Here is a 26143-nt window from a genome sequence, read left to right as displayed (position 1 = left end):
GCCCCGCCCCGGGGCGCCGGGCCAGCAGGACGAGAGCGAGGACGGGAGCACCCATGAGTCTGATCGTGCAGAAGTTCGGCGGGTCCTCCGTGGCCGATGCCGAGGGCGTCAAGCGCGTCGCCCGGCGCATCGGGGACACGAGGGCCGCCGGGAACGACGTCGTCGTGGTGGTCTCCGCGATGGGCGACACCACGGACGATCTGCTGGATCTGGCCCACGAGGTCTCCTCCTTCCGGGGGCCCAGCCGCGAACTGGACATGCTGCTGACCGCCGGGGAGCGGATCTCCATGGCGGTGCTGGCGATGGCCGTGCGGGAGCTGGGCATCCCCGCGCAGTCCTTCACCGGCTCCCAGGCCGGGATGATCACCGACGGCATCCACGGCGCGGCCCGCCTGGTGGAGGTCAACCCGGATCGGATCCGGGAATCCGTGCAGGCCGGCAACGTCGCGATCGTCGCCGGTTTCCAGGGCATGAACCGGCAGACCCGGGACATCACGACGCTGGGCCGGGGCGGTTCGGACACGACGGCGGTGGCCCTGGCCGCGGCCCTGGACGCGGACGTGTGCGAGATCTACTCGGACGTGGACGGGGTGTTCACCGCGGATCCGCGGATCGTGCCCACCGCGCACAAGCTGGACGAGGTCTCCAGCGAGGAGATGCTGGAGCTGGCCGCCAACGGGGCGAAGATCCTTCACCTGCGCAGCGTGGAGTACGCCCGGCGCTTCGGGCTGAAGCTCCACGTCCGCTCGTCCTTCAGTACCCTGGAGGGGACCTGGGTGATCCCGAGCCCCACCGACGCCGACTCCCGTGATCTGACGAAGGAGATCCCCTTGGAACAGCCCCTCATCTCCGGTGTGGCCCACGACCGCTCGCAGGCGAAGGTCACGATCGTCGGCGTCCCGGACGTGCCCGGCTACGCCGCGAAGATCTTCGGCAGCCTCAACGACGCCGAGGTCAACCTGGACATGATCGTGCAGAACGTGTCCACCAAGTCCGCCAAGCGCACGGACATCTCCGTGACCCTGCCGCAGGATCAGGGGGACACGGCCCTGCAGGTGCTGCGTCGCGTCCAGGAGGAGGTGGGCTTCGAGGACGTGCAGTACGACGACCGGATCGGCAAGCTCTCCCTGGTGGGTGCGGGCATGAAGTCCAACCCGGGGGTCTCCTTCCAGTTCTTCAAGGCCCTGTCCAACGCCGGGGTGAACATAGACATGATCTCCACCTCGGAGATCCGCATCTCCGTGATCACCCGCCTGGATCTGCTCGACGACGCCGTGCGCGCGGTGCACAGCGCCTTCGACCTGGACCGGGAGGGCGAGGCCACCGTCTACGGCGGCACCGGCCGCTGAGGATGCGCCTGCTCGACGCCGCCCGGTGGCGCGCGCTGGCCGCGGAGCACGGACAGCGTGCGGATCGGCACGGGCAGCCCTTCGTGGATCGTCGCAGCCGGGGCGAGAAGCACCCGGTGGAGGACTTCCTGTTCACCTACTACACCCTGTCCCCCGGGCAGCTGCGCCGCTGGCATCCCGGGGCCGGGGTGATCCTGCTGGACGCCGCCGAGCGTCGAGACTGGAAGCACTACCGGCCCGCCGTCGAGGACGAGCTGCGCGCCGCCGGGCTGGAGACCGATGCCGCCCGGGACATCGCCGCGGCCGGCACCGCGGTGACCGTGGACGTCGAGGGATTCCTGTCCCAGCGGCAGCGCACGGTGGAGTTCGTCCGGGATCTGCTCTCCCGCACGCTGGCGAAGCCGGGATCCTTCGGGTGCTTCGGGCTGCACGAGTGGGCGATGGCCTACCGCTCCGAGGTCAACGGGCATCGGCACGAGTACCTGGACCTGCGGCTGGGCGCGGCGGGCACGGATGAGGTGGTGGAGGGGCATCGGATCACGTGCACGCACTTCGACGCCTTCCGCTTCTTCCAGCCGCAGGCCGTCCCGCTGAACACGATCCAGCCCTCCCGTCGGACGCAGCGGGAGATGGAGCAGCCCGGGTGCCTGCACGCGAACATGGACGTGTACAAGTGGGCGTACAAGCTGCTGCCCCTGGTGGATTCGGATCTGCTGCTGGAGGCCTTCGAGCTGTCGCGGGAGATCCGGGAGATGGACATGCGCGCGGCCCCCTACGACCTGGCGGATTGGGGATACGCGCCGATCCGCATCGAGACCGCGGAGGGCAAGCGGGAGTACGCGCGGCTGCAGCGGGCCTTCGCGGAGCGCTCCCAGCACCTGCGGGAGCGCCTCACCTCTCTCCTCCGCACAACGGGAGATCCTTCCCATATCGGGACCGCACACGTCCCGGAATGAGAGGGATCTCCCGTTTTGCGGGGGTGGGTTCAGCGACGGTGTCGGGAGAGCAGCAGCCAGCCGATCAGCCCGGCGGGGGCGGCGAACAGCACGGTGGAGATCGCCACCGTCACGGAGGTGTCGGCTTCGCCGGCCTCCAGGACGTGGCGAGACCACTCGGGATCGGACATCGCGCCCACGGCAGCGCCGCAGTTGAACAGGAAGTGCAGCAGGATCACCGCGCCGGTGCTGCGTGCGGGTTCGCAGCCATACCGCGCCGAGCAGCAGGCCCAGCAGAGCCGCGCAGACCACCTGCCCGAGCACGGGCACCAGGGCGCCGGGGTTGTGGATGAGGTTGAGCAGGTGGGCCAACCCGAAGATCACCGCGGGCAGGGCGACGACGCCGCGCGGACCCATCCTGCCGGTGGCCAGCAGCGCCCCGGCCAGCACCGCGAGGACCCCGGCGCGGAAGAACAGCTCCTCGACGGCGGTGGTGCCCAGCTGCCCGAGAACTGTGCCGAGGGCCGCCAGCGGCGGGGCGGAGAATCCCCCACCCTGGGCGGTCCAGGACAGGGCGCTCAGGACCAGGACGAGCGCGCCGGCGGCCGGCATGTACCAGCCGAGCAGCAGCCCGCGCCCCATCCGCCCTGGGCGCAGGGCCTGCGGGAGGAGCCCGAGGGCCCGGAGCAGGACCACGGCGGTGGTCAGGGGGATCAGGGTGCCGATGGGGTCCGCCCAGGTGCCCAGCGGCAGGGCCGCGGCGGCCAGGCCCGCCAGCCATAGGCTCACTCCGAAGCCGGCGACCAGCAGCAGCACGGCGGGCAGGGGGCGGCATCGCGCGGTCGCGAAGGGGAGATCGGTCACGGGTCTTCGTCTCAGGGATCGGACAAAAGCGCGAATGATTATCATGTGCAATCCTGGGGAGAACCTGGGACTCCCGTCCCCTTCCGCAAAACTGGAGATCCTTCCCATCTCGGGACCGCACACGCCCCGGAAGGAGAGGGATCTCCCGTTGTGCGGTGAGGAGGAGGGGTGGGGTGAGGCATGGCTATCCTGAACGGGTGACCTCCTCACCGCCCATCGTCGACGACGCCGCCCCCGCGAGCGCCCCGGGGCGGCTGCGCAGCCTGCACCTGTGGTTCCCGCTGGCGCTGCTCGCGGTCATCCTCATCTGCGCGGTGGCCAGCCTCATGGTCGGCGGCCGAGCCAATACGATCGCCCAGGCTTGGGAGCGCATCCCGGACGCCCTGACCTACGCGGGGGACCCGCAGCGACTGCCCGCCTCTCGCAGCGGCGACGAGCTCGTCGTCGTCATGGGGCTGCTGCGGCTGCCGCGCACCGTGCTGGCCCTGCTGGTCGGCGCGGCCCTGGGTGCGGCCGGCACGGTCATCCAGGGGCACACGCGCAACCCGCTGACGGACCCCGGGATCCTCGGGATCAACGCCGGGGCGGCCGCGGCCGTCGTGCTCTCCCTCGTGTTCGGCTGGACCGACTCGCCCACCGGGTACGTGTGGCCCGCGCTGATCGGCTGCGCGCTGGTCACCGCCGCGGTGTTCGCCCTGTCCTCCACGGGGTCCACGGCCGCCAACCCGCTGAGCATCGTGCTGGCCGGGGCCGCCCTGTCCGCGATCCTCATGGCCGTGGTCAACGCCCTGGTGCTCTCCGACGACGACGCCCTGGAGGGTCTGCGCCAGTGGGCCACCGGCTCGGTGGCCGGGCGGGATCTGGACGTGGCGTGGGTGGTGCTGCCGATCATCCTGGTGGGTCTCGTCCTGGCCTGCGCGCAGGGCTCGGCCCTGAATCTGCTGGCCCTCGGGGAGACCGTGGCCCGCTCGCTGGGGCTGGCCACCACCCGCTGGCGGGTCCTCGGCCTGCTCAGCGTGGCGCTGCTGGGCGGGGCGGCCACCACGGCCGCCGGGCCCGTGGCCTTCGTGGGGCTGGCCGCCCCGCACATCGTGCGCGCCGTCGTCGGGCCGGACTACCGCCTGGTGGTGCCCTACGCGGCGCTGCTCGGCGCGGCCCTGGCCCTGGCGGTGGACGTGCTGGGGCGGATCATCGCCCGCCCCGGGGAGCTGCAGATGGGCATCGTCATGGCCCTGGTCGGCGTGCCGTTCTTCGTCATCCTGATCCGCCGGGGGAAGGTGCAGGCCCTGTGAGCGCGTCCCGCATCCCCCAGACTCGCACCACCCAGCCCCGAACCGCCGGCGCCCGCGAGACCAGCACCGCCGACGCCGGGACCGCCCGCGCCGACCTGGGCCTCCGGGCCGTGCGCCTCGGCCCGCTCTCCGCGGTGCTGCGCCCGCGGCGCATCGTCGTCGCCGTGGTCCTGATCCTGGTGACCGTGCTCGTGTTCGCCGCGAACCTGGGGCGCGGGGACTTCCCCATGAGCGTGCCGGACGTGCTGCGCACCCTCGCCGGGGGCGGGACCCGGCTGGAGGAGACCATCGTGTTCCGGTGGCGCCTGGGCCGGGCCGTGGTGGGCCTGGCGGTGGGCGCGGCCCTGGCCTTCTCCGGGGCGCTGACCCAGTCCGTGGCCCGCAACCCCCTGGCCAGCCCGGACGTCCTGGGCATCACCAACGGCGCCTCGGTGGCGGCGGTCTTCGTCATCACCGTCTCCGGCACGCACGGGCTGTTCGGCGACGCCGCGGTCTTCGGCCGGGATGTGCTCGGGGTGCCCGTGGTCGCGATCATCGGCTCCGTGCTGACCGCCGCCCTGGTGTGGTGGGTGGCCGGGAAGGACCGCGGCTCGATGCTGCGGCTGGTGCTGATCGGGGTGGGCGCGTCCATGTTCCTCAACGCGATCTCCACCTGGCTGATGGCCGGGACCACCCTGGATCAGGCCGCCGAGGCCCGGCTGTGGCTGACCGGTTCGCTGAACGGACGCGGCTGGGACCAGGCGTGGGCCCCGCTGATCTGCTCCCTGGCCGCCCTGGCCCTGGCCGGGGGGCTGGCCTTCCAGCTGGCGGGGCTCTCCCTCGGCCCGGAGATCGCCCACGGGCTGGGCCACCGCCTCCGGGTCGCGCAGGCGAGCCAGCTGCTGGTCGCCGTCGTGCTGGCGGCGGTGGCGGTCTCCGCGGCCGGGCCGATCCCCTTCGTCGCCTTCGTGGCCCCGCAGATCGCCCAGCGGATCACCGGGGCGGCCACCCCGCCGCTGTGGTGCTCGGCCCTGACCGGGATGCTGCTGGTCAGCGCGGCGGACCTCGTGGCCCGCACGGTGCTGCCGTGGGAGCTGCCCCTGGGCATCGTGACCGCCGTGTGCGGCGCCCCCGTGCTGATCTGGCTGGTGCTGAAGATGAACCGAAAGGCCTCCGCATGACCCCGTTCCGCGACCGCACCTCCCGCCGCGCGATCCCGCCGCAGACGCCGAGCATCGCCCCGGACCCGACGGCGGAGACCCCGGCGGGAGCCCCCGCCTCCCCGTCCGAGGCGCCCGCCGCCCGGATCACCGCGCGCGGGCTGACCGTGGGCTACGGGCAGGACCCGGTGCTGCGGGACCTGGACCTGCAGATCCCGGCGGACCGGGTGACCACCCTGATCGGCCCCAACGGCTGCGGGAAGTCCACCCTGCTGAAGTCCCTGTGCGACCTGCTGCCCTTCAGCGGCGAGGTCCTGCTGGAGGGGCGCAGCATCCGGGAGCTGAAGGGGGTGCGCCGGGCCCGGCGCCTGACCCTGCTGCCCCAGTCCCCCACCGCCCCGGAGGGGCTCACCGTGGCGGGGCTGGTCGCCCGCGGTCGGCACCCGTACCAGTCCTGGCTGGCGCAGTGGTCCGCCCGGGACGACGACGTCGTGCGCGACGCGCTGGAGGCCACCGGCCTGCTGGGCCTGGCGCACCGGCCCATCGCGGCGCTGTCCGGCGGGCAGCGCCAGCGGGTGTGGATCGCGATGGCCCTGGCCCAGGACACCCCCACCCTGCTGCTGGATGAGCCGACCACCTACCTGGATCTGGCCTACAGCATCGAGGTGCTCTCCCTGGTGCGCCGGCTGAGGCAGGAGCGCGGCAAGACGGTGGTCATGGTACTGCACGACCTCAACCTGGCGATCCGCCACTCGGATCACCTGGTGGCCCTGGCCGGCGGTGCGGTGGCCGCCCAAGGCTCCCCGGAGGAGATCATCACCCCGGAGCTGCTGGAGGAGGTCTTCGGGCTGAAGGCGCTGGTGGTGGCGGACCCGGTGACCGGCGGCCCGCTGGTGGTCCCGGCCTGAGCCGGTGCGAAGCTCCGGCACCGGGCCCCGACATCGGGCCCCGGCCCGGCGTCGGCGGGACGCGCTTCACATCCGGGTGAGGCTCTCCTAAGCTGATGGGGAGCCGGACGACGCCGACGGCCCCGCCGTCGCCCCTCCGGCCTGGAGCACACCCGCCCGTCCCCGACCCGAGGAGACCGCACCGTGACCCCGACCAAGACCCCGCTGCGCCGCCTGCTGGCGGCCCTGATCTTCGCCCTGTGCGGCGTCTTCGCGCTCAGCGCCTGCGGCTCCGGCGACGGCAGCTCCGAGGACTCCTCGGATTCCGCCAGCGCCTCGGCCTCCTCCGGGGACTGGCCGCGCACCATCAAGGACGACAACGGCGATGAGGTGACCATCGACTCCCAGCCGAAGAGCATCGTCTCCACCTCCGTGACCCTGACCGGCCCCCTGCTGGCCGCAGACGCCCCGGTCAAGGCCACCGGCATCACCCAGGCCAACACCCCCGTCTCGGATGACAAGGGCTTCTTCACCCAGTGGGGCGACGTCGCCGAGCAGCGCGGCGTCAAGGCGCTGAGCGGCATCACCACCAAGCCGGAGGAGGTCGCGGCGGAGAACCCGGACCTGATCATCGTGTCCAAGACCGGCCAGGACTCCGCGATGGAGCAGCTGGACCAGCTCAAGGAGATCGGCGCCCCGGTGTTCGTGGTGGACTACGCGGACAAGGACTGGCAGGACGTGACCGAGAAGCTCGGTGAGGTGACCGGCCACGAGCAGCAGGCCGAGGACGTCGTGAAGAAGTACGAGGACAAGCTCGCCGAGGTCAAGGACGCCATCGAGCTGCCCGAGCAGCCCACCACGGCCCTGAACTACAACCCCAGCCGCGACGGCTCCGGCTCCAAGGCCAACATCTGGACCGACAAGTCCGCCCAGGGCCGGATGCTCAAGGAACTCGGCTTCGAGCTGACCACCGTGCCCGATGACGCCAAGTCCGGCAGCTCCCAGATGGGCGGCCAGCGCGAGGACATCGTGCCGGTGGACAGCGAGAACCTCTCCAAGGCCATCACCGGCAAGACCGCGGTGATCTTCAACGCCGACGAGAAGAAGGTCCAGGCCTTCGAGAAGGACCAGCTCGTCGCCGACACGGACGCCGTGAAGGACAGCCGCGTCTACGCGATGGGTCTGGACTCCTTCCGCCTGGACTACTACTCCGCGGGCAACGTCCTGGACGTCATCGAGAAGGAGTTCGGCAAGTAGCCGACGCCGCGGGATCCGCGAGCCCCCGCCGGGTGCGGACCTGCGCACCGCCTCGGGCCCCTCTCCCGGTGGGAGAGGGGCCCGAGCCCATATCCCCGAAGGCCGGCGCGGGCCAGGTGCCCGCGTTCGGCCGCCATCGCCTCGAACCACGGAGGAGAACCACCCCATGAGCCTCTCGCGCCGCTCACTCATCGCCTCCGGAGCCGCCGGCCTCGCGGGCCTGGCCTTGTCCGCCTGCGGGCGCACGGGCGGGCAGGCCGGGCCCAGCGCCGGATCCTCGGAGGGCCCCGAGTCCCCGTCCGCCTCCGCCTCCTCGGCCAGCCAGGCCCCCGGCGTCGCCCTGCAGGACATCAGCACGGTCCCGCACCTGTTCTTCCACTCCCTGGTGGCCGATCCCCAGCGGGCCTTCGACGGCGATGACCAGCAGGCCGGGTACCTGGACTACATGGTCACCATCCCGGAGTTCCGGAAGATCATCGCCGAGCTGCACCGACGCGACTTCCAGCTGGTGACCCCGCACCAGCTGCTGCGCGCCGAGGCCGACGGCCGGGTCACGACGCTGCACCCGGAGATCACCCGCGGGAAGAAGCCGCTGATCCTGTCCTTCGACGACCTCTCCTACTACGAGTACATGGACGGGGACGGGTTCGCGCAGAACGTCACGCTGCACGACGGGGAGCTGACCTGCACGTACACCGACGCCGCGGGGAAGACCACCACCGGGGAGTACGACTACGTGCCGATCCTGGAGCGCTTCGTGGCCGAGCACCCGGAGTTCTCCCACGCCGGGGCGAAGGGCACCGTGGCCCTGACCGGGTACAACGGGATCCTGGGCTACCGCACCTCCGAGATCTCCTACGGCCAGGAGAACCGGAACATCCGCCGGGACCAGGAGACGGCCCGGACGGTCGCCCAGGCCATGAAGGACCGCGGCTGGGAGTTCGCCAGCCACTCCTGGGGGCACCTGAACTTCACCCAGGAGGGCGTGGCCAACCTGGAGGCGGACACGCGGAAGTGGAAGGCGGAGGTGGAGCCGCTGGTGGGCCCCACGGACCTGCTGATCTACCCGTTCGGCGCGGACATCGCCGGGGTCGAGCCGTACACGGACGCCAACCCCAAGGTCCGGATGCTCACCCAGCAGGGCTTCCACGCCTTCTTCAACGTGGACGCCTCCCAGGTGGCCTGGTGGCAGATCCAGCCGACCACGATCCGCGCCAACCGCATCAACGTGGACGGGATCTCCCTGAAGGCCGCCATCGACGGGGACAACGACGTGCTGCAGCACTTCTTCGATCCGCGGGCGGTGCTGGACCCGGCCCGCCCGGCGTCCATCGCCGGCTCCTGAGCGCCGGCGCCGTCGCGGTGGTGTGCCGCACGCGACCCCCGGGTAGACTGATCCCGCAAGCTCGCGGAGCGTGCGGCGGCCGCGCCCGGCCGACGCGCGTGAGACGGCACCTTCCGCTCCCCTTCCGCGCGCCCACACCGTCCGCCTCGCGTACAGGAGCCCCGATGCCCCGCATCATCGTCGACGTCATGCCCAAGCCCGAGATCCTGGACCCCCAGGGCAAGGCGATCGCCCGGGAGCTGCCCCAGATCGGCCTGGACGGCTTCACTGCCGTGCGCCAGGGCAAGCGCTTCGAGCTGAGCGTGGAGGGCGAGGTCACCGAGGCCCGCCTGGCCGAGGCCCGCAAGGCCGGTGAGGAGCTGCTGTCCAACCCGGTGATCGAGGACGTTGTGGCCGTGACCGTGGTGGAGGACTGAGCGCGATGACCGTGGAGACCCCCCTCGTCGCGGACCTGCACCAGGACGCCCCGGACGCCGCGCTGGCCGCGGTGCGCGTCGGCGTCGTCACCTTCCCCGGGACCCTGGACGAGCGCGACGCCGCCCGCGCCGTGCGCCTGGCCGGCGGCACCCCCGTGCCCCTGTGGTTCAAGGACTCGGACCTGCAGGGGGTGGACGCCGTGATCATCCCCGGCGGCTTCTCCTACGGGGACTACCTGCGCGCCGGGGCCATCGCCGCGAAGGCCCCCATGATGGCCTCCGTGGCCGACGCCGCCCGCTCCGAGCACGCCCTGCCGGTGCTGGGCATCTGCAACGGCTTCCAGGTGCTCACCGAGACGCACCTGCTGCCCGGCTCCATGATCAAGAACGACCACCTGAAGTTCATCTGCCGGGATCAGCGCCTGCGCGTGGAGACCACCGCGACCCCCTGGCTGGCGGAGCTTCAGCGCGGCGAGGAGATCGTGGTGCCGCTGAAGAACCAAGACGGGCAGTACGTGTGCGACGCGAAGACCCTGGAGAAGCTGGAGGCCGAGGACCTGGTGGCCTTCCGCTACCTGGGCGGCAACCCCAACGGCTCCCGCAACGACATCGCGGGGGTGCGCAACGAGCGCGGCAACGTCGTCGGGCTCATGCCGCACCCGGAGCACGCGGTGGAGGGCGGCTTCGGCCCCTCCTCCTCCGGGCGCGAGGCCGTGGCCATGCGCTGGGGCACGGATGGGCTGCGGATCTTCTCCTCCCTCCTGCGCCAGCTCGTGAACGCCTGAGCCCCACCCACCACGACGACGTCGCCCACCCCCTCCCCGAAGGAAGCCCCGCACCCCATGACCGAGCAGCAGTTCAACCTGGACACCGTCGAGCACGCCGCGAAGACCCCCGATGAGGAGCTGCCCTGGGCGGAGCTGGGCCTGAAGGAGGACGAGTTCCGCCAGATCGTGCGGCTGCTGGGCCGACGCCCCACCGCCGCGGAGCTGGCCATGTACTCCGTGATGTGGTCCGAGCACTGCTCCTACAAGTCCTCCAAGGTGCACCTGAAGCAGTTCGGGCAGAAGGTCACCGAGGAGATGAAGAGGGACCTGATGGTGGGCATCGGGGAGAACGCCGGGGTCACCGACATCGGCGGCGGCTGGGCCGTGACCTTCAAGATCGAATCCCACAACCACCCCTCCTACGTGGAGCCGTACCAGGGTGCCGCCACCGGGGTCGGCGGGATCGTGCGCGACATCATCTCGATGGGCGCCCGGCCCGTGGCGGTCATGGACCCGCTGCGCTTCGGGGACATCGACCACCCGGACACCGCGCGCGTGGTGCACGGGGCGGTGGCCGGCGTCGGCGGGTACGGCAACTCCCTGGGCCTGCCGAACATCGGCGGGGAGGTGGAGTTCGACCCCTGCTACCAGGACAACCCCCTGGTCAACGCCCTGGCCGTGGGCGTGATGCGCCACGAGGACATCCGCCTGGCCAACGCCTCCGGGGTGGGCAACCGGGTGATCCTGTTCGGCGCGCGCACCGGCGGGGACGGCATCGGCGGGGCCTCCGTGCTGGCCTCGGAGTCCTTCGACGACGCCAAGCCCTCCAAGCGCCCCGCCGTGCAGGTGGGAGACCCCTTCGCGGAGAAGGTGCTCATCGAGTGCTGCCTGGAGCTGTTCAAGGAGTCCGTGGTGGAGGGCATCCAGGATCTCGGTGCCGCCGGGATCTCCTGCGCCACGTCCGAGCTGGCCTCCAACGGCGAGGGCGGGATGCACGTGGATCTGACCAAGGTGCTGCTGCGCGACCCGACCCTGACCCCCGGGGAGATCCTCATGTCCGAGTCCCAGGAGCGGATGATGGCCGTGGTGACCCCGCAGAACCTGGGCCGCTTCGAGCAGATCATGGACAAGTGGGACGTGGAGTACTCCGTGCTCGGAGAGGTCAACGACTCCGGGCGCCTGACCATCGAGTGGGGCGGGGAGATCATCGTGGACGTGGATCCGCGCACCGTCGCCCACGACGGCCCCACCTACGAGCGTCCCCTGGCCCGCCCGGACTGGCAGGACGCGGTGGTCGCAGATCGCTTCGCCGGCTCCGCCGCGGACGCGGACCGGCCCTCCGGGGCGGACCTGGGCCCGGCGATCGTCGAGCTGATGTCCTCCCCGAACCTGTGCTCCAAGGCCTGGGTGACCGACCAGTACGACCGCTACGTGCAGGGCAACACGGCCATGTCCCAGCCGGACGACGCCGGGGTGATCCGGGTGGATGAGCAGACCGGGCTGGGCGTGGCCCTGTCCACGGATGCGACCCCCCGCTACGCGTACCTGGACCCCTACGAGGGGGCGAAGGCGGCCCTGGCCGAGGCCTACCGCAACGTGTCCACCGGCGGCGCCCGGCCCGTGGCGGTCTCCGACTGCCTGAACTTCGGCTCCCCGGAGGACCCGGCGATCATGTGGCAGTTCGCCGAGGCCGTGCGGGGTCTGGCCGACGGCTGCCTGGAGCTGGGCGTGCCGGTGACCGGCGGCAACGTCTCCCTGTACAACCAGACCGGCGGGCGGGCGATCAACCCGACCCCGGTGGTCGCGATGATGGGCGTCATGGACGACGTCGCCCGCCGCACCCCCTCCGGGTGGGAGGCGGACCAGGACGGGCAGGCGATCTACCTGCTGGGCACCACCGCCGAGGAGCTGGACGGCTCCGAGTGGGCCCGGCTGCGCGGGCACCTGGGCGGGGTGCCGCCGCGGGTGGACCTGGCCCGGGAGAAGCTGCTCGGGGACATCCTGGTGAACATGAGCCGGGACGGGATGATCGACTCCGCCCACGACGTCGCCGCCGGCGGGCTGGCCGCGACCCTCGCGGAGGCGTGCCTGCGCTTCGGCGTCGGGGCGCGGATCGGCCTGGGCGAGGTGGCCGAGCGGGACGGGGTGGATGAGTTCACCCTGCTGTTCTCCGAGTCCCAGGGGCGGGTGGTGTGCGCGGTGCCGCGCACCGAGGAGGTGCGCTTCAAGGACATGTGCACCGCCCGGGACTACCCCTTCGCGCGCATCGGCGTGGTGGACGCACAAGCCGGGGCCCTGGATCTGCAGGGCATCGCCTCGGTGGACCTGGACGAGCTGCGCGCGGGATGGGCCGGCACCCTACCCGCCCGCTTCGCCTGAGCCGCACCGGGAGGGATGCGATGGCCGCACGGGCATCGTCCTGGACCGCGCTGGGGACGGTGCTGCTGCTGGGCGCCGGTCTGCTCACCGGGTGCGCTCAGCGCGCCCCGGAGGTGACCGGGGCGATCCTCGACCACTACCGGGCGCAGGGCGTGCGGGAGCTGCTCGGGGAGCCGGTGGAGGATCAGCGCTGCGGGCTGCCCGGGGACGGCTGCGAGCAGGCCTTCCAGCGCGGGCGGATCTTCTGTTCCCCGTCCAGCGGCGCCGCGCACCTGGTCGCCGGGCCGCTGCTGGACTGGTACACCGGCCACGGCGGCCCCGAAGGCGACTACGGGTGGCCCGCGGAATCCCTCGAGGCCGGGGCCCGCCAGCTGCGCACCGGTCACGCCGCCGACGGCGCCTCCTGGCTGCTGGTGCGCCGGGAGGGCTCGGGCGAAACGCCGGGGCGGAGCGCCGCGAGCGCCGCCACGCAGGAGCAGGACGCGGAGGAGTCCGACGACGGCGTCGTACCGGTCCGGACCAGCGGGGCGATCGGCGCGTACTGGCTGGCTCACCGGGAGCAGCTGGGCGCCCCGAGCTCGCGCACCCCGGAGGGCGAGCGCTGCGACGAGGCGCCGACGCCGGTGTGCCGGCAGAGCTTCGACCGGGCGGACCTGCTGTGGGACGCCGCCCACGGGGCCCAGCCGCTGCGCGGGGCGTTCCGCGGGCGCTACGAGGAGGCGATGGGCGCGGCCGAGGCCCCGGAGCGCACGCTGCCGGGCGGCGTCGTGCTGCAGAGCTTCCTGGCCGCGGACGGCACCCGGACCGTGCTGCGCTGAGGTGCCCGCGACGGCGTCGCCGTCGGCGCGCTGCACGGACGGGTGCAGGCCGATGAGCAGGGGTACCTCAGCGTGCTGCCGGAGCGGGGCCGGGAGGATCCCGCGCGGGCCCTGGACGCGGTGGCCGCCGTGCACGGGCTGGGCGAGGCCCGCGGGCCGGTGCAGCACGGGCCCGCCGGGGTGGTCTCCCGGGAGCACGCGGGTGGGGTCGCCGTGCTGAGCCCCGAGGGCACGGCCGTGGTGATGTCCGCGCCGGTGCTGCGGCAGTGGCTGCGCGGGCCCGCGCTGGTCGGGCCCCGGTGGCCTCGGCCCGCGGGGAGGACGGCCGGATCCGCACCCGCTTCACCGCGATGACGCTGGCCCACCACCCGGAGCGGACGGGGCTGGTGATGGCCGAGGATCAGGCCCTGGGAGCCGGGGACGCACTGGTGCTCGGGAATTCCCAGCTGCTGGACGGGGACCACGACGGCCCATGGGTGTCCCGCTCGATCCGCGCCCTGGGGTGGACCCCGCACTACCGGGCCCGCGGCGGGATCGGCGTGGTGGCGGACGGCTCGAAAGACCACTACGGCTCGTACCTGGGCGGGGTGGCCGGCGGCCGGTGGGTGCTGCCCGCGGGGGACCCGGGGTTGGTGTACGTGCAGGGCTCCGGCAACGACGTCGGGGTGGCCCCGGAGCGGCTGCGGGAGGGGACCGGGTGGCCGATGCCCTGGAGCAGGTGGCCCGGGCGGAGGGCGTGGAGTTCGTGCCCCTGCGCGGGAAGATCACCGAGTGGCACGCGGAGGGGGACCTGGTGGACGGGAAGCACTTCTCCGCCCCCACCGGCCACGAGAAGATGGCCGCCGCCTACACCCCGCACCTGCGCGAGTTCCTGGCCCGCTGATCCTGGCCCGGCCTGCCGGATCGCGTTCGGGACCGGTTTGTCGCTTCGGGACGGGATATTCCGGTCCCGAAGCGACGAACCCGTCCCGAAACGTCGTCGGGGGCGCGCCCGGCCCCGGCCCGGGTCAGGCGGCGGGGGCGGTGGAGGCGGTCACGGCGATGAACAGGGCCAGGGAGAGCAGCATCCCCACGGGCCCGGCCACCCCGGCGGCCCACACCCAGGCGCGCCGGTAGCCGCGGGCCAGGCCGATAGCCAGCAGCAGGAAGCCGATGAGCACCAGCGCCGCCCAGAGCACCTGGGAGGCCAGGGCGATCAGGGGCAGGGCGTACTCGCTGTACTGCCCGGCCTCGAAGGCCTCCTTCATGGTCGTGTAGGAGGATTCCAGCTGCACCCGCACCAGCACCACCGCCCCCAGCAGGGAGGCGAACACGGAGAAGATCACCCCGATCAGGCTCAGCGTCGCCCCGACGACGGCGGTGCGCCGCCCGCGCACGGGACGCTCCAGCGGCGCGCCCTCCGGGACGTATTCGGTGCCGGGGATCTCCGGCGCGGCGGGGCGGCGGGCAGAGCGTCGGCTGGTGCGGCGGGCCATGCGATCTCCTCCTCGGGAAGCGAGTGGGCTCCTGGTGCGTGCGGGGGCGCCTCCCAGGATCTCACGAGCCCCCGCCCGACGCCGCGCACCGCGCACCACCGGCGGCCCGGGGACCACCCCGGGGACGGCGTCGGCTCCGGTCCGGGCGGGGTGCTCGCGGATAGACTGGGCGGCGCAGCACCCCCACCCCAGCCGAGGAGAGCGATGAGCGTCCGGACCCACCAGGCACCCGCCCTCCCCCGGGCCGACGACGCCGAGCTGGTCCGCACCGGACTCACCGCCGAGCAGGTGGCCGCCCGCCGCGAGCGCGGCCTGACCAACACCCAGCCCACCACCACCTCCCGCAGCGTGTGGGCGATCATCCGCACCCACCTGCTCACCCTGTTCAACCTGATCCTCGGGCTGTGCGCGGCCGTCATCATCGCGCTGGGCCGGTGGCTGGACCTGCTGTTCTCCCTGGCGGCGCTGAGCAACATCGTCATCGGCTTCATCCAGGAGTTCTCCGCCAAGCGCAAGCTGGACCGGATCGCCCTGCTGCGTCGGGACCCGGCGCGGGTGGTGCGCGGCGGCGAGGTCGTCGAGGTGGCGCTGGAGGAGCTGGTGCTGGACGACGTCCTGGTGCTCACCCGGGGGGATCAGGTCCCGGCCGACGGCGAGGTTCTCACCGCGGACGGGCTGGACCTGGACGAGTCCCTGCTGACCGGGGAGAACGACCCGGTGACCAAGAGCCCCGGGGACACCGTGCTGTCCGGCTCCTCGGTGACCGGCGGGTCCGGGCGGGTGCGCCTGAGCGCCGTCGGCTCCCGCTCCCATGCGGCCTCCCTGGCGGCCGAGGCGCGCACCTTCCGACCGATCTTCTCCGAGCTGCGCGCCGGGATGCAGCAGGTGGTGCGGTGGCTGAGCTGGGCGCTGGTGCCGATCGTGGCGGTGGTGCTCAACGGGCAGATGCAGGCCGTGGGCGGGTGGCACGCGGCGTTCGCCACCGGGGCGTGGCGCGATGCCCTGGTGGTCGCGGTGTCCTCGGTGGCGTCGATGGTCCCGCAGGGGCTGGCGCTGATGACCACGATCGCCTTCGCGGTGGCCGCGGTGAAGCTGGCCCAGGACGAGGTGCTGATCCAGGAGCAGCCGGCCGTGGAGGTGCTGGCGCGGGTGGACACGGTGTGCTTCGACAAGACGGGCACCCTCACGGAGGGCGGGGTCTCCTTCGACGCCGTGCATCCCCTGGACCCCGCCGATGCGGGGAAGACCGAGACTCCCGCAGGCGCCGCGGCGGCCCTGGCGTGGTTCGGCGCGGACCCGCACGCCAACCCCACGGCGGCGGCCCTGGCCGAGGGCTTCCCGGAGGCGCCCGCGGAGGATCCGGAAGGTGTGCTGCCGTTCTCCTCCGCGCACCGCTTCTCCGGGGTGCAGCTGCCCGGGGCGGGGGCGTGGCTGCTGGGCGCCCCGGAGGCCCTGCTGGCCCCGTCTGCCCTGGCCGATCCGGACCGCTATGACGCCGCCCGAGCCCGGGCGCGGGAGCTTGCGGCGTCGGGGCTGCGCACCCTGGTGCTCTCCCGGGCGCAGGCCCTGGCCCGGGGGCGGGACGGGAAGCCCGCCCAGGAGCTGCCCGGTGACCAGGAGCCGGTGCTGCTGGTGACCTTCCGGGAGCAGGTGCGCACCGACGCCCGGGAGACCCTGGAGTTCTTCGCCCAGCAGGGCATCGCCGCGAAGGTGATCTCCGGGGACAACCCGGCGACGGTCGCGGCGGCGGCCCGCCAGGCCGGGGTGGACCTGCAGGGGGAGGCCGTGGATGCCTCCGCCCTGCCGGAGGAGGGCCCGCAGCTGGCGGAGGCGGTGCGCGAGCACGCCGTGTTCGGGCGGGTCTCTCCCGCACAGAAGCGGAACATGGTGCGAGCCCTGCAGGAGGACGGGCACGTCGTCGCCATGACCGGGGACGGGATCAACGACGCCCTGGCCCTGAAGTACGCGGACCTGGGGATCGCGATGGGCAACGCCGCGCCGGCCACCAAGGCGGTGTCCCGGCTGGTGCTGCTGGACGGGCAGTTCTCCCGGCTGCCGGCGGTGCTGGCGGAGGGGCGGAAGATCATCGCGAACATCGAGCGGGTCACGCACCTGTTCCTGTCCAAGACGGCGTTCGCGGTGCTGATGGGGGTCACGCTGGGGCTGCTGGCGTGGACCTTCCCGTTCCTGCCGCGCCAGTACTCCACGGCGGATCTGCTGATGCTGGGCGGGCCCACCTTCGTGCTGACCATGCTGCCCAACAACCAGCGGTACGTGCAGGGGTTCCTGCGCCGGGCCCTGCACTTCGCGCTGCCGAACGCGGTGATCGTGACGGCGGCGGTGGTGGCGGTCAACGGGTACGCCCTGTTCGCCGATCCCACCCCGGTGGGCACGCGCGCGGTGCAGACGGCGAGCTTCCTGGTGCTGGTGCTGGTGGGCCTGTGGATCCTGTGCGTGGGCTCCCGACCCCTGACCCTGGCGCGGGCGGGGCTGCTGGCGGCGATGTACGCGGGTCTGGTCCTGGTGCTCACGGTCCCGATCTCCCGGTGGTACCACGAGTTCCAGATCCCGGATGCGGACCTGCTGGCGGTGGCCTTGGGCGTGGGTGCGCTCGGGTGCGCGCTGGTGGAGGCGAACTTCCGGTGGCACCGGCGGTGGCTGCGCCGCACCCAGCCGCAGGCCGTCGACGCCGCCGCGGCCGCCGGCCAGCTGTAGCCCCTCCCCGCGGGCCCCGGCGGCAGATGGTTTCGCGAGCAGCCAGGGGCCGGGCGGTGAACGGGGTACGGAAACAGTCCGGCACGGGGCCTGCCGAGCGTCTATACTGGGGGCCGAGCGGCGGCCCCCTGAGGCCGTCGGATCCTCAGGATTGTTACTGACGATCAGGCAAGACCTGGGTCTCCCAACCGCATGAGCAGCGCCTGCGTGCGCCACAAGGACCGTGGCTCGCGCGCGCCGTCGTGCCCCCGGGAGGCTCAGGTCTTTCGTGTATCTGCCCCGGGAAGCACCCGGGCACTCGCACCAAGGAGCGACACATGGATCACCAGAAGACGGCGCAGTCCGTCCTTGACGGGCTGGGTGGGCCCGAGAACATCAACTACTTCACCCACTGCGCCACGCGCCTGCGCGTGACGCTCAACGACAAGTCCAAGGTGGACAAGCCCGCCATCGAGAAGACCGACGGCGTGCTCTCCGTGATCGAGCAGTCCGGGCAGACCCAGGTGGTCATCGGCAACGAGGTCGCGGACGTCTACGACGCCATGGCCAAGATGCCCGGGATGGAGAAGGAAGGCGGCTCCGCGCAGAAGCCGGCCGCCGGCGAGGGCGCCGGGGACGAGAAGAAGGCCGGGATCATCACCCGGATGTTCGACGTCCTCTCGGACTCCTTCCGCCCCGTCCTGTGGGCCCTGCTGGGCTCCTCCATGATCCTCACGCTGATCGTGCTGCTGCAGACCCTCGGCGTGTTCGGGCACTACACCAACTTCCAGGGCGAGTCCGTGACCGTGGACCTGGTCAACGGGCCCAAGCTCGGCGACGACGCCCTCAACGCGGACATGCTCAACCAGTGGCGTGCCCAGTTCCCGTTCTGGTTCATCATCCTGGGTGCGGCCCTGTCCGTGCTGAACTTCATGCCCATCATGGTGGGTGCGACGGCGGCCAAGCGGCTCGGCGCCAACATGTGGGTGGGTGCCGCGATCCCCGCGGCCCTGATGACCGACGCCTTCAAGGGCCTGTCCGACATGGCCGGGGGCGCTGACCACATCACCCTGTTCCACATCGGCGGCTTGGACGTGCCGCTGTACCTGTTCAACTACACCGGGCAGATCTTCCCGCCCCTGTTCGCGGTGGCGCTGCTGGCCCCGCTGGAGCGGCTGCTGAAGAAGGTCATCCCGAACATGCTGCACATGGTCTTCGTGCCCATGATCTCCCTGCTGATCATGGTCCCGCTGACCGCGCTGATCATCGGGCCCATCGGCGTGAAGCTGGGTCTGGGCATCTCCGACGTGTTCCAGTGGCTCAACGACATCAACCCCGCCATCGTGGGTGTGGTGGTCGCCGGGTCCTACCTGTTCATGGTGCCCCTGGGCCTGCACTGGCCGCTGAACGCCGTGATGATCTCCAACCTGTCCACCCTGGGCTACGACTTCATCCAGTCCCCGATGGCCGCATACAACTTCGCGGTGTTCGGCGTGGTCACCGGTGTGGCCATCCGCGCCAAGCGGGACAAGGAGCTGCGTCAGACGGCCACGGGTGCGGCGGTCTCCGGTCTGCTGGGCGGCATCTCCGAGCCGTCCCTGTACGGCGTGGTGCTGCGGTACAAGCGCGTGTTCCCGCTGATCCTGGTGCCCGCGATGATCGCCGGCGGTCTGATCTCCTGGATGGGCGTGCGCTCCTACGCCTTCGCGTTCACCTCCCTGCTGTCCATCCCCGCGATGCAGCCGATCCCGCTGTTCTGCATCGGCCTGGCCATCGCCTTCTTCGGCGGTATGGCCGGGGTGCTGATCTTCGGCTTCCGCTCCAAGGATCAGCGCGAGGCGGATCTGGCCAAGCAGAACCTGGCCGCGGATGAGGTACCCACCGAATCCAACGCCCCGGATCTGGTGGCCGCCCCGGCCGGCGCCGTGGCCGCGGCCGCCGGCGGCACCGCGGTGGGTGCCGCGGGCACGGCCGGCGCCGGGACGGGCGAGGGCGTGTCCTCCACCCGCGACGACGCCGGCTCCGCCAGCGCCGAGCCCGCGAAGCCCGCCGCCCCGGCGAAGCCGAAGCCGACCTACGAGCCCGGCACCGAGCTGAGCGTCGGCTCCCCGCTGGAGGGCAAAGCCGTGGCCCTGTCCGAGGTCCCGGACCCGATCTTCTCCGCGGGGAAGCTGGGTCAGGGCGTGGCCATCGAGCCGACCGGCAACACCGTCTACGCCCCGGCCGACGCCAAGGTCATCGCGACCCCGGGCTCCGGGCACGCGATGGGTCTGCGGCTGGACAACGGCGTGGAGCTGCTGGTCCACGTCGGCATCGACACCGTGAACCTGGGCGGGGAGGGCTTCGAGGTCCTCGTGTCCAAGGGCGATGAGGTCACCGCCGGGCAGGAGCTGTACCGCTTCGACCGGCAGGTCATCAAGGACGCCGGGTACCCGCTGATCACCCCGGTGCTGGTGACCAACACCCCCAAGTACGCCAGCGTGGAGGGTCGCCCGGCCGACGCCGTGACCCCCGGGGACGCGGTCATCACGGTGACCACCAAGTAGTCCCACCCGGCGCACAGCACGACGGCGCCCGCCTCCTCTCGGATCCCCAGCGGGTCCGGGAGGGGGGGGGCGCCGTCTCGCCGCGTCTGGGGGCTGCCGGGGGCCGTTCAGGCCCGCAGGTGCCGCTGCAGGGTGCGACGCTGCTCCGGGCTCAGACGCACCAGCCCGCCGTCGGGCCGGACGAAGGCCAGCACGGTGCTCGCCGCACAGCACGGGGTCCCGGTCGCGGCATCGCACACCCGGTAGCCCACGGTGAGGCTGGCCGGGGTGACCCGCTGGACCCACACCTCCACCCGGGCCGGATCGCCTCGGTAGGGCAGGGGCGAGCGGTACTTCACGGTGTGCTCGGCCACCAGCGCCTGGGTGCCCGCGGGCAGGTCCGCGAACACGGGGATGGGCACCTCCTGGCGACGCTGCTCCGGGACCTCGCCCGCGCTGGGCGGGGCGCCGAAGGCCAGCGCGCGGGCCTCCTCCAGGATCCGCACGATCTGCACGTTGTTCACATGCCCGTACGCGTCCATGTCCCCCCAGCGCAGGGGGACCTCCAGGATCACGGGCTCGGGATCGACTGCTGCACTCATGCCAACCACTCTAGGAGCGCGCTCCGCCCGCGCGCTCCCGCGAACCGGCCCCTGAGTCAGCAGGCCGGGGGCCCGGCCCGCCCGCGCCGGACCGCGCCGCGCCTCAGCGGCGACGCTGCGGAGGGGCGACCGTCGGCACGGCGCCGGTGGCGTCGTGGGCCTCCTGGAAGGCGGACTCATCCAGCTGGGCGTGGTGGCGCACGGCGGCGAAGAACACCACCACGAGCACCGCGAAGAACGCCACGGCCACCAGGCCGGGCACGACCATCGTCGCGCTGGAGAACACGGCGACGAACACCGCGACCAGCCCGAGGATGCCCACCCCGGCCATCGCGGACCCTCCGAGCAGGCGGAACTGGTCCGCGGCCCCGTCCCGGCGCCGGTAGGAGATGTAGGAGACCAGGATCAGGCCCCACACCACGAGCACCAGGGTGGTGATCATGGACATCATGATCTGGAAGACGGACTCGGTGAACAGCGCCAGCACCACCACCAGCAGGATGCCCAGGCTGGACACGGCCAGGGCCCCGGCGGGGATGCCGCGCGCCGTCGTCGCCCGCAGCCGGTGCGGGGCCATGCCCTCGTAGGACAGGGAGTGCATCAGGCGGGTGCCGGCGTACACGTTCGCGTTCGCCGCGGACAGCGCCGCGACCAGCACGATGAAGTTGATGACGGCCGCGGCCGCCGGGATCCCGACGTCGGAGAACACCCGCACGAACGGGCTGGAGCTGAGCCCCTCCTCCTGGGTGAGGGTCTCCGAGGACATCAGGCACATCACCACGAACAGGGACAGCACGTAGAAGGTGGACAGCCGCCACACGGTGGCCTTGGCGGCCGAGCGCACCGAGCGCACCGGGTCCTTGGCCTCGGCCGCGGAGATGGACACCAGCTCGATCCCGCCGAAGGAGAACATGACCACGGCCATCGCCAGCCAGATCGACGCCGGCCCGTTGGGCAGGAATCCCCCGCCCTCGGTGAGCCGGTGCAGGCCCTCCGCGGGGTGGCTGGGCAGCCCGAAGAACACGATGATCAGGCCGATGATGATGAACGCGATGACCGCGAGCACCTTGATCCCGGAGAGGATGAACTCCACGGAGCCGAAGGACTTCACGCTGAAGGCGTTCAGCCCCAGCACGATCGCCCCGAACACGACGATGCCGACCCACAGCGGCAGCTCCGGCCACCAGAACTTCAGGTACGTGGCCACCGCGACCAGCTCCGCCCCGGCCACCAGCACGGTGGTGGCCCAGTAGGACCAGCGGGAGATGAACCCGCCGAAGGGCCCGAGGTAGCGGGCGGCCATGGAGCCGAAGCCGCCGCGCACGGGGAAGCGCACGGCCATCTCCCCGGCGGCGCTGGCGATGATCGCGGCGATCAGGGAGCCGATGGCGTAGGAGACGATCACGGCCGGGCCGGCGATGGCGATGGCCGCCCCGGAGCCGAGGAACAGGCCGGTGCCCAGGGCGGAGCCGAGGGCGATCATGGTCATCTGCTCGTGGGAGAGGGAGCGGGTCAGCCCGCCCTGACCGGGGGCAGGCTCCGCGGGGGTGGGCGCGGCGGCGCCGGGATTCTCGGGTGCGTGGGACACGGCGGAAGTGCCTTTCGGGTGCGAACCGGATGATCCGACCAGCATATCCGCCCGGCGCGGGCGAGGTCGGGCGGCGGCGGGCGGCATCGCGCGCCCCGGACCGGGCGCGGATGTGGTGGACTGGACCCCATGGACGTCACGCCCTCCTCCCCCGACCCCGGGCACGACGCCGTCGGGCCCGGCGGCCCCCAGCCCGGCGGCACGGCCGCGCCCGGCTGGGTCCGCACCAGCGGGCACACGGCCTGCCTGCGCGCGCCCAATCCGGGGCCGATGACCCTGGAGGGCACCAACACGTACGTGGTCGGGGATCTTCCGCGGGACTGGCCGGGAGACGGCTCCCGGCCGGGCGTCATCGTGGTGGACCCGGGCCCGGAGGACCCGGAGCACCTGCGCCGCCTGACCGAGCGGACGCGGGTGGAGCTGATCCTGCTGACCCACCGGCACGCGGATCACGCCGCGGGCGCCCCCGCCCTGCACGCGATGACCGGTGCCCCGGTGCGCGCGGCGGAGCCCTCCCTGTGCCGCAAGGGCCCGCCCCTGGAGGACGGGGAGGTGGTCGGCGCGGCGGAGCAGGAGCTGCTGGTGCTGGGCACGCCGGGGCACACGGCGGATTCGGTGTGCCTGCGCCTGGATGCCGATTCGGTGATGTTCACCGGGGATACGGTGCTGGGCCGCGGCTCGACCATGCTGGACTACCCGGACGGCGCCCTGGAGCCGTACATCGACTCCCTGCGGGATCTGCTGGAGCAGCGCGAGCACACGGTGCTGCCCGGACACGGGGCGCCGGGCGGGGACCTGCACGCCCGGTGCGAGGCGCTGCTGGAGCACCGGCTGGACCGGTTCGAGGCGCTGCAGGAGCTGCTGCGGGAGACCGACGACGACATCGGGCCCTCCGCCTCCGCGCTGGCTCGGCGGATCTACCCGGCGGTTCCCGACGCTGCCCGGGCGGCGGCCGTCAAGACCCTCAAGGCCCAGCTGGCCCACCTGGTGGAGCTGGGCGCGATCGCCGGGTTCAGCGAGTAGCGGGCCCCGCCGCGGCGTCGTCCTCCACGCGCGGGTAGGTGGGCTCGTGGCGCTTGAACCAGGCGATGGTCGGGTAGGTGATGGGCAGGATGATGACCTCCACCGCGCACTTGTACACGTAGCCCACGAGCACGTAGTTGAGGAAGTCCGCGGGCTCGGTGATCCCCAGGATGGGGGCGGCCACGGTGCAGAAGATCAGGGTGTCCGCCAGCTCCCCCACCAGGGTGGAGCCGATCAGGCGCACCCACATCCACCGCTCGCCGGTGGCCCGCTTGATCAGGGCCATCACCCAGGCGTTGAGCAGCTGCCCCACCAGGAACCCGGCCAGGGAGCCGGCGAGGATCCTCGGGACCGGGCCCAGCACGGATTCGAAGGCCGCCTGGTTCTCGTAGAAGTCCGCGGCGGGCAGGATGATGACGATCCAGAAGCACAGGCTCGCGAACGCCCCGGCGAGGAAGCTGGTGATGATCGCCCGTCGAGCGGAGCGGAAGCCGTACACCTCGGTGACCACATCGCCCAGCACGTAGGCCAGGGGGAAGAGGAAGAAGCCGCCGTCGGTGATGATGGGGCCGAAGGCCACACCCTTGGTGGCCCCGATGTTGGACAGGATCAGCAGCACGCAGTACAGCGCGAGCAGCAGGTCGAAGTAGGTGCGTGGCCGTCGGGCGTAGCGCGGGGCGGGGGCGGAGTGCGGCACGGGAGGCTCCTGAGTGCGAGGAGGGGACGACGATGACGCGGCCCGCCTGCCACCCGGGCCGCACAGCATCCTACCCACCCCTGCCCCATCCTCACCCCTCCCCTGCCTCCGCAAAACGGGAGATGCGGTGGGGTGCGGCGGGTGGGGTGACCCGTGCCATCATGGGGTGCATGACTACCTCGCAGACCCCCATCGCCATGACCATCGCGGGTTCGGAAGCCACCGGCGGCGCCGGTGCGCAGGCGGACCTGAAGACCTTCCAGGCCCTCGGGGTCTACGGGTGCCTGGCCCTGACCTGCATCGTCTCCTTCGACCCGAAGAACGGCTGGGCCCACCGGCTGACCCCCGTGGACCAGCAGACTCTTCAGGATCAGCTGGAGGTCAACACCACCGTCTACGACCTCGACGCCGTGAAGATCGGGATGCTCGGCTCCCCGGACACCATCGCCACCGTCGCCGAGGTGCTCACCGAGCAGAAGCCGCGCCGGATCGTGCTGGATCCGGTGCTGATCTGCAAGGGACAGGAGCCCGGCGCCGCCCTGGACACCGACGAGGCGCTGAAGGCGAAGATCCTGCCGCTGGCGGACTTCGTGACCCCCAACCACTTCGAGTCCCTGTCCCTGTCCGGGCTCGAGGCGATCGACACCGTCGAGGACCTGGAGAAGGCCGCGCGGATCATCCACGAGCGCTCCGGGGCGGCCGTGCTCGCCAAGGGCGGGGTGCGCCTGGACGGGGACGACGCCGTGGACGTGTTCTACGACGGGCAGACCACCGAGGTGCTCTCCGCTCCGAAGATCGGCGAGGTCCAGGTGGCCGGTGCCGGCTGCTCCCTGGCGGCCGCGGTGACCGCGGAGCTCGCGCAGGGCCGCACCCCGCTGGAGGCGGCGCGGGCCGCGAAGGACTTCGTGACCCGCGGCATCGAGGCCCGGATCTCCTCCCACGCCCCGTTCGACTCGCTGCGCCAGATCAACCGGCTCGCCTGAGCGGGCACGCGCAGGTCAGGAGGCCACGGAGCGCAGGCGGGGCGCCTCGTCCTCCGCGGTCTCCTGCGCTTGCGGGACCCGGTGGGTGGGGACGGGGCGGCCCTCGGCGTCGAAGGAGGCGCCCAGGCCCAGCTGGATGAAGCGGATGGTGTTCCCGATGCGGGTCTCCCGGGCGGCCTCGTCCTCGGCGCGCCCGCGATCCGCGGCGGAGGACAGCGAGCCGTGCACCAGCTGCGCCATCTCGCGGATGTCCGACTCCGGCAGGTACCCCTGGTCGATGCCGGCGCGCAGGATCTGGGCGAGCACCGCCTGCAGCTCCCCGACGTGGTGGCCCAGCTTCTCGAAGGACTCCGGTGAGAGCACCGAGCGCATCGCCGGGCCCGGAGGCAGGTGGCGGCGGGACATGTCCTCGATCTGCATCCGCACGTACACGGCCAGCTGATCCACCGGGTTGGTCACGGTGGCCAGCTCGGTGCGCAGATCCCCGATGAACCGCTCGGTCTCATCCAGGGCGTAGGCCACCAGCAGCTCACCCATGTCCGCGAAGTAGTTGTACACGGCCGTGCGCCCGATCCCGGCGTTCCTGGCCACGTGGGTCATGGTCAGGCCGGTCAGCCCGTTGGTGTAGAGGAGCTCGCCGAAGGAGGCCAGGATGGCGTTCTTGGTGTTCTCCCGCTGGGCGGCGTTGGTCGCGGCGCTGATTCGAGGCATGCTGACATCATACGGGCAGGTGTCACCAAAAGACAGTCATGACGACGCCGCGTCGCCATCCGCGGTCGCATCCAGGTCCAGGACGCGGGCGTACATGACCTGCCGATGCTGCAGCGCGGTGCGCAGGGCCCGGTGCACCCCGTCCTCCAGGTACAGCCGACCCCGCCACCGGACCACGTGCGGGAACAGGTCCCCGTAGAAGGTGGAGTCCTCATCCAGCAGGGTGCCCAGGTCCAGGGTGCGCTGCGTGGTGATCAGCCGGTCCAGGCGCACCTGCTGCGGCGGGATGGTCCCCCACTGCCGGGGCCCGTCGTACCCGTGGTCCGGGTACGGGCGGGAATCACCGACGGCGTGGAAGATCATGCCCCCATGATCCCACGGGCACCCCCGAGGACCC

The 26143-nt window shown here is 72.2% G+C and carries 24 protein-coding genes and 1 pseudogene; 17 read left to right on the top strand and 8 right to left on the bottom strand.

Annotated elements, in window-relative coordinates:
* Window positions 1-53 precede the first annotated feature (53 nt).
* Window positions 54-1349 carry an aspartate kinase gene (locus NQ707_RS05735; RefSeq protein WP_058730580.1) on the top strand — a complete coding sequence of 432 codons (1296 nt, stop codon included), beginning with the start codon at window positions 54-56 and terminating at the stop codon, window positions 1347-1349.
* 2 nt (window positions 1350-1351) lie between these two features.
* On the top strand, window positions 1352-2305 hold the full coding sequence (locus tag NQ707_RS05730; protein ID WP_058730581.1) for a hypothetical protein: 954 nt from the start codon (window positions 1352-1354) through the stop codon (window positions 2303-2305).
* Between the two features lie 29 nt (window positions 2306-2334).
* On the opposite strand, the gene NQ707_RS05725 is transcribed toward NQ707_RS05730, so the two are convergent.
* Window positions 2335-2523, bottom strand: a complete 189-nt coding sequence (locus NQ707_RS05725; RefSeq protein WP_058730582.1) for a hypothetical protein — start codon at window positions 2521-2523, stop codon at window positions 2335-2337.
* 76 nt (window positions 2524-2599) lie between these two features.
* Window positions 2600-2896: pseudogene (locus NQ707_RS05720) on the bottom strand (type II CAAX prenyl endopeptidase Rce1 family protein); the annotation flags it as partial.
* A 449-nt stretch (window positions 2897-3345) separates the two neighbouring features.
* Between NQ707_RS05720 and NQ707_RS05715 the strand changes: the two are divergent.
* The 11 genes from NQ707_RS05715 (at window position 3346) to NQ707_RS05665 (ending at window position 14331) form a co-directional block, all read left to right on the top strand.
* A complete protein-coding gene (locus tag NQ707_RS05715; protein WP_404435040.1) occupies window positions 3346-4440 on the top strand; it encodes a FecCD family ABC transporter permease in 1095 nt (364 codons plus the stop codon).
* On the top strand, window positions 4437-5600 hold the full coding sequence (locus NQ707_RS05710) for a FecCD family ABC transporter permease (protein WP_404435039.1): 1164 nt from the start codon (window positions 4437-4439) through the stop codon (window positions 5598-5600). Before NQ707_RS05715 ends, NQ707_RS05710 begins: the two co-directional genes overlap by 4 nt.
* Window positions 5597-6487, top strand: a complete 891-nt coding sequence (locus tag NQ707_RS05705; protein ID WP_100464833.1) for an ABC transporter ATP-binding protein — start codon at window positions 5597-5599, stop codon at window positions 6485-6487. The genes NQ707_RS05710 and NQ707_RS05705 overlap by 4 nt, the downstream gene beginning before the upstream one ends.
* A gap of 183 nt (window positions 6488-6670) precedes the next feature.
* Window positions 6671-7723 carry a Fe2+-enterobactin ABC transporter substrate-binding protein gene (fepB, locus tag NQ707_RS05700; protein ID WP_165869979.1) on the top strand — a complete coding sequence of 351 codons (1053 nt, stop codon included), beginning with the start codon at window positions 6671-6673 and terminating at the stop codon, window positions 7721-7723.
* A 166-nt stretch (window positions 7724-7889) separates the two neighbouring features.
* Window positions 7890-9068 carry a polysaccharide deacetylase family protein gene (locus NQ707_RS05695; RefSeq protein ID WP_129357649.1) on the top strand — a complete coding sequence of 393 codons (1179 nt, stop codon included), beginning with the start codon at window positions 7890-7892 and terminating at the stop codon, window positions 9066-9068.
* Window positions 9069-9232: 164 nt separating this feature from the next.
* Entirely contained in the window at window positions 9233-9484 is a 252-nt protein-coding gene (purS, locus tag NQ707_RS05690) for a phosphoribosylformylglycinamidine synthase subunit PurS (RefSeq protein ID WP_061225684.1), read from the top strand.
* Window positions 9485-9489: 5 nt separating this feature from the next.
* Complete coding sequence (gene purQ, locus NQ707_RS05685; RefSeq protein WP_058730584.1) at window positions 9490-10269, top strand: phosphoribosylformylglycinamidine synthase subunit PurQ; 780 nt, start codon at window positions 9490-9492, stop codon at window positions 10267-10269.
* A 57-nt stretch (window positions 10270-10326) separates the two neighbouring features.
* The gene (gene purL, locus NQ707_RS05680; RefSeq protein ID WP_404435038.1) at window positions 10327-12630 is read left to right on the top strand and encodes a phosphoribosylformylglycinamidine synthase subunit PurL; all 2304 of its coding nucleotides are present in this window, start codon (window positions 10327-10329) and stop codon (window positions 12628-12630) included.
* Window positions 12631-12650: 20 nt separating this feature from the next.
* Entirely contained in the window at window positions 12651-13448 is a 798-nt protein-coding gene (locus NQ707_RS05675) for an LGFP repeat-containing protein (RefSeq protein WP_260007260.1), read from the top strand.
* A gap of 42 nt (window positions 13449-13490) precedes the next feature.
* Window positions 13491-13802, top strand: coding sequence for a hypothetical protein (locus tag NQ707_RS05670; RefSeq protein WP_404435037.1), 312 nt, complete (start codon window positions 13491-13493; stop codon window positions 13800-13802).
* A gap of 343 nt (window positions 13803-14145) precedes the next feature.
* Window positions 14146-14331, top strand: a complete 186-nt coding sequence (locus NQ707_RS05665; RefSeq protein ID WP_100464840.1) for a hypothetical protein — start codon at window positions 14146-14148, stop codon at window positions 14329-14331.
* A 124-nt stretch (window positions 14332-14455) separates the two neighbouring features.
* On the opposite strand, the gene NQ707_RS05660 is transcribed toward NQ707_RS05665, so the two are convergent.
* Entirely contained in the window at window positions 14456-14923 is a 468-nt protein-coding gene (locus NQ707_RS05660; protein WP_058731022.1) for a hypothetical protein, read from the bottom strand.
* 204 nt (window positions 14924-15127) lie between these two features.
* Here NQ707_RS05660 and NQ707_RS05655 point away from each other — a divergent pair, with 204 nt between their 5' ends.
* Both NQ707_RS05655 and NQ707_RS05650 read left to right on the top strand, forming a co-directional pair.
* Window positions 15128-17638, top strand: a complete 2511-nt coding sequence (locus NQ707_RS05655; RefSeq protein ID WP_404435036.1) for an HAD-IC family P-type ATPase — start codon at window positions 15128-15130, stop codon at window positions 17636-17638.
* A 317-nt stretch (window positions 17639-17955) separates the two neighbouring features.
* On the top strand, window positions 17956-20163 hold the full coding sequence (locus NQ707_RS05650) for a glucose PTS transporter subunit IIA (RefSeq protein ID WP_058731020.1): 2208 nt from the start codon (window positions 17956-17958) through the stop codon (window positions 20161-20163).
* 107 nt (window positions 20164-20270) lie between these two features.
* On the opposite strand, the gene NQ707_RS05645 is transcribed toward NQ707_RS05650, so the two are convergent.
* Window positions 20271-20744: an acyl-CoA thioesterase gene (locus tag NQ707_RS05645; protein ID WP_404435035.1), complete on the bottom strand. Its 474-nt coding sequence runs from the start codon at window positions 20742-20744 to the stop codon at window positions 20271-20273.
* Window positions 20745-20847: 103 nt separating this feature from the next.
* Window positions 20848-22332 (bottom strand): amino acid permease, encoded by a 1485-nt coding sequence (locus tag NQ707_RS05640; RefSeq protein WP_260009126.1) that lies wholly within the window; start codon window positions 22330-22332, stop codon window positions 20848-20850.
* Window positions 22333-22461: 129 nt separating this feature from the next.
* Here NQ707_RS05640 and NQ707_RS05635 point away from each other — a divergent pair, with 129 nt between their 5' ends.
* Window positions 22462-23355 (top strand): MBL fold metallo-hydrolase, encoded by an 894-nt coding sequence (locus tag NQ707_RS05635; protein ID WP_404435034.1) that lies wholly within the window; start codon window positions 22462-22464, stop codon window positions 23353-23355.
* Here NQ707_RS05635 and NQ707_RS05630 read toward each other — a convergent pair.
* A complete protein-coding gene (locus NQ707_RS05630) occupies window positions 23345-24121 on the bottom strand; it encodes a queuosine precursor transporter (RefSeq protein ID WP_081047775.1) in 777 nt (258 codons plus the stop codon). The genes NQ707_RS05635 and NQ707_RS05630 overlap by 11 nt on opposite strands.
* A gap of 101 nt (window positions 24122-24222) precedes the next feature.
* Between NQ707_RS05630 and NQ707_RS05625 the strand changes: the two genes are divergently transcribed.
* Window positions 24223-25035 carry a hydroxymethylpyrimidine/phosphomethylpyrimidine kinase gene (locus NQ707_RS05625; protein ID WP_224799592.1) on the top strand — a complete coding sequence of 271 codons (813 nt, stop codon included), beginning with the start codon at window positions 24223-24225 and terminating at the stop codon, window positions 25033-25035.
* 15 nt (window positions 25036-25050) lie between these two features.
* On the opposite strand, the gene NQ707_RS05620 is transcribed toward NQ707_RS05625, so the two are convergent.
* Window positions 25051-25746 carry a TetR/AcrR family transcriptional regulator gene (locus NQ707_RS05620; protein WP_058731799.1) on the bottom strand — a complete coding sequence of 232 codons (696 nt, stop codon included), beginning with the start codon at window positions 25744-25746 and terminating at the stop codon, window positions 25051-25053.
* Window positions 25747-25782: 36 nt separating this feature from the next.
* Entirely contained in the window at window positions 25783-26109 is a 327-nt protein-coding gene (locus NQ707_RS05615; protein ID WP_058731800.1) for a type II toxin-antitoxin system VapB family antitoxin, read from the bottom strand.
* Between the last annotated feature and the right edge of the window lie 34 nt (window positions 26110-26143).

This window comes from Rothia sp. BD8 (assembly GCF_044878465.1).
GTDB lineage: Bacteria > Actinomycetota > Actinomycetes > Actinomycetales > Micrococcaceae > Rothia > Rothia kristinae.
Note: the sequence above shows the minus strand (reverse complement) of the source record. Positions and strands in the feature narration are given on the sequence as shown.